Source organism: Candidatus Rickettsia tasmaniensis (assembly GCF_036857515.1).
Taxonomy (GTDB): Bacteria; Pseudomonadota; Alphaproteobacteria; order Rickettsiales; family Rickettsiaceae; genus Rickettsia; species Rickettsia rickettsii.
On record NZ_JAQCNX010000028.1, the window covers coordinates 1 to 7,500 of the forward strand.

Below are 7,500 nucleotides of genomic sequence, written 5' to 3' on the forward strand. Positions count from 1 at the left end.
GCTCCTGACCTTTAACAACGTTTGAAGATAACATCGTAACTCTTAAAGCGTCAGAGCCGTATTTATCAAATAGCTCCAGCGGATCGGCGTAGTTATTAAGACGCTTTGAAAGTTTTTGACCTGTAGCGTCTAAAATTACGCCGTGGCATATACAATTTAAAAACGGTGGGCGATCAAATAAAGCGGTAGATAGCACCATTAAAGTATAAAACCATCCGCGTGTTTGAGCTGAATACTCAACTATAAAATCAGCCGGAAAATGATCCTCAAACCACTCTTTATTTTTAAAAGGGTAATGGGCTTGCCCATATGGCATTGAACCGCTTTCAAACCAGCAGTCAAACACGTCTTCTATTCTACTCATTGTTGATTTACCGGTTGGATCGTTGGGATTTGGTCTTGTCAGTTCATCGATAAACGGACGATGTAAATCAGTAACTTTAACACCAAAATCTTTCTCTAATTCCTCTATAGAGCCGTAAACGTCTATGCGTGGATATTTTGGATCATCGGACTTCCATATAGGCAGCGGCGTTCCCCAGAATCTATTACGGCTTATCGACCAATCACGAGCATTTTCAAGCCACTTACTAAATAAATTATCTTTAACATGGAAAGGTATCCAGTTAATTTGTTGATTTAACTCTACCATTCTATCTTTAAACTGCGTAACCTTTACGTACCATGACGGAACAGCCTTATATATAAGAGGCGTATCTGTTCGCCAGCAATGAGGATAATTATGAATATACTGCTCGGTTTTTAGCCAATTTCCTTGCTCTTTCAGTTTGATTATTATTTTGTCATTTGCATCAAATACTTGTAAGCCCTCTAAATCAGGAATTTCTTTAGTGAATTTACCGCTATTATCAACAGGACAAACAAGCTCAATACCTTTCGATTCACAAAGTATTTGGTCATCTTCACCAAAGCCTGGAGCCATATGTACGACTCCCGTGCCGTCACCCTCAACCACGAAATCGCCTGCAAATATCTTGAAGCTGTTTGGATGATTCTCGAAATAGTCGAATAAAGATTTATAGTTCAATCCTTGAAGTTCTGAGCCTTTAATTATCTCAAAATTTTCTTCACCGCTAAGTCCTAATTCTTGAGCATATTTAGAGACGGAAGAGGCAGCTATTATATAACAAACATCATTTTTAGGGACTAATGCATAATCTATATTACTACCGACTGCTAAGGCTAAATTTGACGGCAATGTCCAAGGTGTCGTCGTCCAAGCGAGTATACGGTATTCTTTAAAAAATCCTGTGGTCGTAGCCACGGGATGACATAGTACAAAACTCACCGTTACAGCTTTATCGGCTCGCTCACGATAAGAATTATCAAGTCTTGTTTCAAAATTAGAAAGCGGTGTTTCGCATGCCCAAGAATAAGGCATTACCCGCATAGATTCATACAATAACCCCTTATTATATAACTCCTTAAATACCCAAAGTACGGATTCCATAAAATTCTTATCCATCGTTTTATAAGAATTTTTAAAATCCACCCATCTTGCTTGACGAGTTACATATTCTTCCCAATCATTAGCATATTTCATTACCGAAGCTCTGCAATGTGCATTAAACTTCTCTATACCAAAATTAGCTATTGCAAGACGCCCTGAAATGCCAAGTTTTTTCTCTGATTGCATTTCAGCAGGAAGACCGTGACAGTCCCAGCCAAAGCGACGCTCGACTTTCTTACCTTTTACGGTTTGGTATCTAGCATATACGTCTTTAATAAAGCCGGTAAGCAAATGACCGTAATGCGGCAAACCGTTTGCAAAAGGCGGGCCGTCATAAAAAATAAATTCTGACTCTCCGTTCCTATCATCAATAGATTTTTGGAATATATTATTGTCTTGCCAAAATTTTAGTATCTCTCGCTCTAAGCCTGCAAAATCAGCATTCGAGCTAACTTCAGGATAATATTTAGTATTTGTCATTATTTTAGCAATTATTTTTAAATATCTTAATTATATGCAAGAGAGGTCATAATACAAGAATTTTTAAGATATTTAAAAAAGTAATAAGGTGTATTACAGATTAAAAGATGATATAGAAATTTTGTCTAACTCAATTCATTTCACTATTAGTTACTACCTATCGTTTCAGCTTCATAAGCCGATAATATTTGTGCTTCGTATCCTAAATATTTCCACTTTTCATTTAAATATTTAAACATTACTTCAACTCTAGTATATTTTGTTAAATCGCTAAGGCACTGTGCTTTGGCATCACTTTCTACTTTATTACTTAAATTTAGTAGGAGCTTTTGTTTTTGCTCTAAATTAATAGTTTTCATAAGAGCTAGAAAATCACATATTTTAAATATTAAATTCTTTATTGTTATCTTTATACTATTAATATCTTCATTATATTTCACTTCGTTAAATTTTTTCACTTGAATCTCTTTATACTCAGGTACATTCTGATATTTAGTAACAGTACGGCTCTTTATCATCTCTTTCTCTATCCGTGCTTTTTTATAAATTGGCTCATAGCCCTTAATTTGCCTTATACATACGTTATAATTTAATAGTTGGATATATAAATTTTGCTAAAGAAATATCATCATAAGTTTTTAATTTTTTCCTAGGTGGATAAGTATATATTGGCTTCGGCTCGATTTATTTAGTTTCTTCTATAAGCTCTTTTTCTAAATATTGTTGTTCTTCGGTATAGGCGATTTCTTTTAAACCTACATATTTCTTTTCTGTTTTATAAGAATAATATTTGTCATAATTTATCTTCTCTTGAAGATCTAAATTATTTTTATACGCTTTAGCAAGTTCAGAGAAAAGTATCTTCAGTGTTTTTGAATTTTCACCGAAATAACTTATAGGGATAACTTGATTATTAACTAATGTTCTATCATGTTCTTTATTAGAACATTCTTTTTTAAATTGAGTTTTCATATTATATGAATTAGCGAATCAAAACAATATTGCAACTTAATTGTAAGCTAGCCCAAGCTTTGTCTGCTGTATATATCGGATAATTTTTGCCTGTCCTTTTTCTTCCGCAAGTAAAGCCATCAAGGAAGAAGAATCAAGCATTATTGTTATGAGAAGACATTATTGGGTTACAAGTTAAAATTTAGAATTTTCTTTATTCGCTTCTTGATATTTCTGCTTTAAAAATTCATCAACAAATGATTCTGATTTAGAACCATGTTGTTTAAACAATGCTTGAGCTTCTTTTACAGTCTTATGATAAGTGATTAAATGTAATTCATTATTAACTTTATTTATAAGTTTCATAGCATTTTTATATTTGATATGGAAGTTAATATTACCCATTAAGCATATCTACGTAAACATTCTAACTATGGGGATATTTGAAGGGGCGAGTAATTTTTTCATCTGTGAGAAAGTTTTTACTATATTTTCTACGGCAGTCTCAATAAATTTATCGGTTTCAATATAATTTTCTGATTCGTCTTGGATATAAAAAAGAATAGATGAAACATAAACCGAGAGCAATAAGCTTCTTTTGGTATAATAGTTAAAATCAAGAGATTGATCACCGGCATAACGCCAAATAGCATCACAACTACGGAATGCAACTTCAGTTCCTTGTATTGGGTTTAATGCAAAATAAGCGGCATTCTTACTATGAATAATAGGAAGTACGGTTTTGACCCTAATCTTTACGGCTAAAGATATTTTTTCTCTTATTTTTGATGGTTCTGCTATTATCTTTAAGCTTTCTAGCATAATATTATCTAAATACTCTTCCAAGAATCCTACTATTTCGGATAAACTTTCTGGAAAAACTATTAAGCTATAGCCTTTTGCAAAACCGCATTTTTCTTCTGCTTCTTCGAGTATTTTATTATTCCATTCATTAAACGGTAATAATTCTAATAAAGATTGCACGAAGCTTATTTTTTTGATATGGTGTTCTTCTTGAATGCTCATATTTTTGACCTTGACATATAACTTAATTATAGGGTATAGTTCAATAAACCACAATATCTTTTAAGGAGAGTAATTTTAGTGATACTAGTAAATGTTCACGCCGGTAATTGTGATAATACGCTTAAGAATTTTAAGAAAAAGCTACAAAGAGAGCTTTATTTTCGTAAGATGAAAGAACAGCGTTATTATGAAACACCTTCAGCGAAGCGTGTTCGTAAAGCACAAGAAGCAGCGAGAAGACAGAGAAAATTTGCTCGTAAAAAAATGTTTGATGAATAAAATTTCAAACAATTTTCATACTAAATATAAAGCTAGAAGTATTAATATTTCTAGCTTTTTTTATTGTCATCTAGTTGCTTGACCATGTGTTGTACGAACGTTCAAGATGTCATTCCTGCGAAAGCAGGAATCCAAAAAATAACCATACAAAATTTTACGTATTTGATAAAATAAATATAATAAAAAAACAAGTTTTTATATGTTTGACTGGATTCCCGCTTCTGCAGGAATGACATAAAAACAATCAATGCAACAACACCCCGCTTTTGCAGAAATGACAATAAGGTACTTAAAACTTGAAATATTTCCAATTAGCTTTTTTTTATGTTATAAAGAACTGTTTTAGTCATATAAACAGTATCTATGCTTAGTTATCTTAAACAAAATTTATGTTCTTATTTTTCTAGTAGAGTACTAATTTTTACTTTAGCAACAGCAGCTATTATTTTTGCTTGTGCTACTTTTTATGTGATATCTTTAGAATCAAAGAATTTTAGTACGATTATTGGGTTTTTATTAGTTGATTTAGCAATTTTTTTAATTTTAGGTGTTTTACTAACTCAAAAATTTTTTACTAAAAATAATAATAACGATAGTTCTAAATTACAAAATCGTATTGTAATTGCCTTTAGTTTAGTTGCAGCTATTCCAACTATAATTGTTTCGGTATTTTCTGTTTATTTTTTTAATCTTAGTGTTCAAGCTTGGTTTGATAAGAAGATTTCTACGGTTCTTGATCAATCCGTGATAGTTGCAGAATCTTATATTGCCGAGCATAAATTACAGCTAAAAGAAACGGCTTTAGCCGTTGCTGAAGATTTAAGCGATATGTATTACGATTTAATTCACAATCCCGCTTTATTTACTAAAACACTTAATACTGAAGCAGAGATGCGTTCGCTTGATGAGGCTATAGTTTTAAACAAATCTACTAATACTATAGTAGCTAATAGTTATTTAAGTTTTTCATTATCATTTGCAACTATCCCTGCACATTTAATTAAAAAAGCGGATTTAGGTGAACCGGTGGAAGTAAAATCCGATCCAACCAAAATAAGGATGCTGATTAAATTAAAAGAGTATAATGATGTGTATTTATTAGTCGGTAGATTAGTAGATAATAAAATTATCGACCATGTAGATGCAACTAACGGAGCAGCTGCTGAGTATAATAGCCTTAAAAATGAAATAGATAATATACAGATTAAGTTCTCTATAATGTTTATCTTTATTGCCTTATTACTTCTTTTTGTAGCTATAAGTTTCGGGGTTATATTTACTGCTAAAATAGTAAAACCTATTAAAAAATTAGTTACTGCAACCGATAAAGTTAAAGACGGCGATTTAACGGTACAAGTGCCTGAAAATGAAGTAGATAAAGACGAAATAGGCACGCTTTATGTGGCATTTAATAGAATGATTAAGCAACTTTCTCGCCAGCAGCGTGATTTAGTTATAGCACAGAGGGCTATGGCTTGGTCGGATGTTGCAAAAAAAGTAGCCCATGAAATCAAGAATCCGTTAACTCCTATTTTACTTGCTTCTGAAAGATTGCTGAAGAAATTTAGCTCTGAAATTAAGGGAAGGGTAGAATTTGAAAATTATTTAAAAATGATTATTCGCCATACTAACGATATTAAAAATATAGTATCCGAATTTGTTCTTTTTGCACGTCTTCCTGCTCCTAAATTTACGAAGAGTGAATTAATTTATTTAGTTAAACATATTGTTGAAGCACGTAAATTACTTAATGATAATATTTTGTATAAATTTGAGTCTAACGTAGAACAATTTGATTTTATGTGTGATGCTACCCAAATAAATCAAGTTATGATCAATTTGTTGAAAAACGCAGAAGAGTCAATAGAAGGACGAGCATCCGGGAAAATAGAAGTTACTATAGATGCTAAAGACGATTTTATTAGCGTTATTGTAACGGATAACGGTAAAGGATTCCCGCCTGAGCTAATAGGCAAAGCTACCGAAAGCTATGTTACAACCAGCAGTAAAGGTATGGGAGTAGGGCTTGCTATAGTTAAAAGAATAGTCGAAGAACATTGCGGCATTCTAGATATAGCAAACAGAGAAGCAGAGGGAGCAATAATCGATATAAAATTTGATTTAAAAGAATTGGATTTAAAGGCTAAGCGTTTGGAAATGTAGTATTTTACTAGAGGATGAAGTGCTTAAAGAAAATTTAGAATCAATTATTTATCACCTAATATGAACACAAATCATAAACAAAAAGCAAAGTTATGAATGTAGAAATCACGGCAAAAGAGCTTATTGCAGAACAATCCCCTAAATGGTTTCATTGACCTATCAAACCGGTTGAATTTAGTGGTCATGATAATAGAACCTTTCATTTAGGCGATGAAATGTTAATTAGATGACCAAGTGCAGCAAAATATGTAGGTGCGGTTTCAAAAGAACACAAATGGTTACCAATATTAGCACCTAACTTGTCATTTCATATCCCTAAGCTTTGAGCTTTAGGTAAACCTTCAAAAAATTATCCTTGGAATTGGTCAATATATAAATGGATTGAAGGAAAAAGTGCAAATAGCTTTGATACTAGTAGCTTAAATTTATCTCTAATTGCTTCTGATCTAGCAAAATTTCTAAATGAATTACATAAGATTGATATAATTGATGGACTTGTTCCAGGTACTCATAACTTTTAGCGTGGAGGTGATCTTGCAGTTTATGACCTTGAGACAAAAATAGCCATTAAAAATTTAAAAGATTTGGTTGATGCAGATAAAGTTCTATCTGTTTGGGAAAAAGCATTAAATTCTCAGTGGAATAAAAAACCTGTATGGATTCATGGTGATTTTGCAAGTGGTAATATTATTATAAAAAATGGTAAGCTTAATGCAGTAATCGATTTTGGAGGTATGGATATTGGTGATTCTGCTTGTGATTTGGTAATAATTTGGACTTTTCTGCAAAATGAAGCAAGAAAAATTTTTAAAGAACAGCTAGCATTAGATGATGATACTTGGGCAAGAGCACGAGGTTGGGCTTTGTGGAAAGCTTTAATTGCTCCACTAGAATGGTCTTGATGCTGTTAAGAATTTACAAATTACTCATGATATTTTATATGAGCATGAAAAATTATGATTGAGATAGCTATTTATAAATACTATATCAATGAGTCATAGACATCTGCGAAGTATATAATGAGCATGACCAGCGACTAGATTTTAACTAAAGTTTAGTAATGATTATAAACCGTTAAAGAAGGATCTAAATTAGATATATAGAACAAAAATAAAAAAAATAAAATAATT

8 protein-coding genes are annotated in these 7,500 nt (G+C 32.0%); 3 read left to right on the top strand and 5 right to left on the bottom strand.

Annotated elements, in window-relative coordinates:
* From ileS to O6R16_RS06595, 5 genes are all read right to left on the bottom strand, one after another.
* A partial coding sequence (ileS, locus tag O6R16_RS06575) for an isoleucine--tRNA ligase (RefSeq protein WP_499680510.1) occupies window positions 1–1,951 on the bottom strand: 1,951 nt, incomplete at its 3' end.
* A gap of 146 nt (window positions 1,952–2,097) precedes the next feature.
* The gene (locus O6R16_RS06580) at window positions 2,098–2,469 is read right to left on the bottom strand and encodes a hypothetical protein (protein ID WP_499680511.1); all 372 of its coding nucleotides are present in this window, start codon (window positions 2,467–2,469) and stop codon (window positions 2,098–2,100) included.
* 166 nt (window positions 2,470–2,635) lie between these two features.
* Window positions 2,636–2,923 (bottom strand): hypothetical protein, encoded by a 288-nt coding sequence (locus O6R16_RS06585; RefSeq protein ID WP_499680512.1) that lies wholly within the window; start codon window positions 2,921–2,923, stop codon window positions 2,636–2,638.
* Window positions 2,924–3,097: 174 nt separating this feature from the next.
* On the bottom strand, window positions 3,098–3,307 hold the full coding sequence (locus tag O6R16_RS06590; RefSeq protein WP_499680513.1) for a hypothetical protein: 210 nt from the start codon (window positions 3,305–3,307) through the stop codon (window positions 3,098–3,100).
* Window positions 3,308–3,316: 9 nt separating this feature from the next.
* Window positions 3,317–3,928: a COQ9 family protein gene (locus O6R16_RS06595; RefSeq protein WP_499680514.1), complete on the bottom strand. Its 612-nt coding sequence runs from the start codon at window positions 3,926–3,928 to the stop codon at window positions 3,317–3,319.
* 78 nt (window positions 3,929–4,006) lie between these two features.
* Here O6R16_RS06595 and rpsU point away from each other — a divergent pair, with 78 nt between their 5' ends.
* From rpsU to O6R16_RS06610, 3 genes are all read left to right on the top strand, one after another.
* The gene (rpsU, locus tag O6R16_RS06600; RefSeq protein ID WP_012148483.1) at window positions 4,007–4,207 is read left to right on the top strand and encodes a 30S ribosomal protein S21; all 201 of its coding nucleotides are present in this window, start codon (window positions 4,007–4,009) and stop codon (window positions 4,205–4,207) included.
* A gap of 363 nt (window positions 4,208–4,570) precedes the next feature.
* A complete protein-coding gene (locus tag O6R16_RS06605) occupies window positions 4,571–6,370 on the top strand; it encodes a sensor histidine kinase NtrY-like (protein ID WP_499680515.1) in 1,800 nt (599 codons plus the stop codon).
* Window positions 6,371–6,954: 584 nt separating this feature from the next.
* Complete coding sequence (locus tag O6R16_RS06610; RefSeq protein ID WP_499680516.1) at window positions 6,955–7,272, top strand: phosphotransferase; 318 nt, start codon at window positions 6,955–6,957, stop codon at window positions 7,270–7,272.
* Window positions 7,273–7,500: the final 228 nt, after the last annotated feature.

Bases quoted from the DNA above. Each gene is read 5' to 3' on its own strand.
- O6R16_RS06580 (WP_499680511.1), bottom strand. From the start codon at position 2,469: ATGATAAAGAGCCGTACTGTTACTAAATATCAGAATGTACCTGAGTAT.
- O6R16_RS06585 (WP_499680512.1), bottom strand. From the start codon at position 2,923: ATGAAAACTCAATTTAAAAAAGAATGTTCTAATAAAGAACATGATAGA.
- O6R16_RS06590 (WP_499680513.1), bottom strand. From the start codon at position 3,307: ATGGGTAATATTAACTTCCATATCAAATATAAAAATGCTATGAAACTT.
- O6R16_RS06595 (WP_499680514.1), bottom strand. From the start codon at position 3,928: ATGAGCATTCAAGAAGAACACCATATCAAAAAAATAAGCTTCGTGCAA.
- O6R16_RS06605 (WP_499680515.1), top strand. From the start codon at position 4,571: ATGCTTAGTTATCTTAAACAAAATTTATGTTCTTATTTTTCTAGTAGA.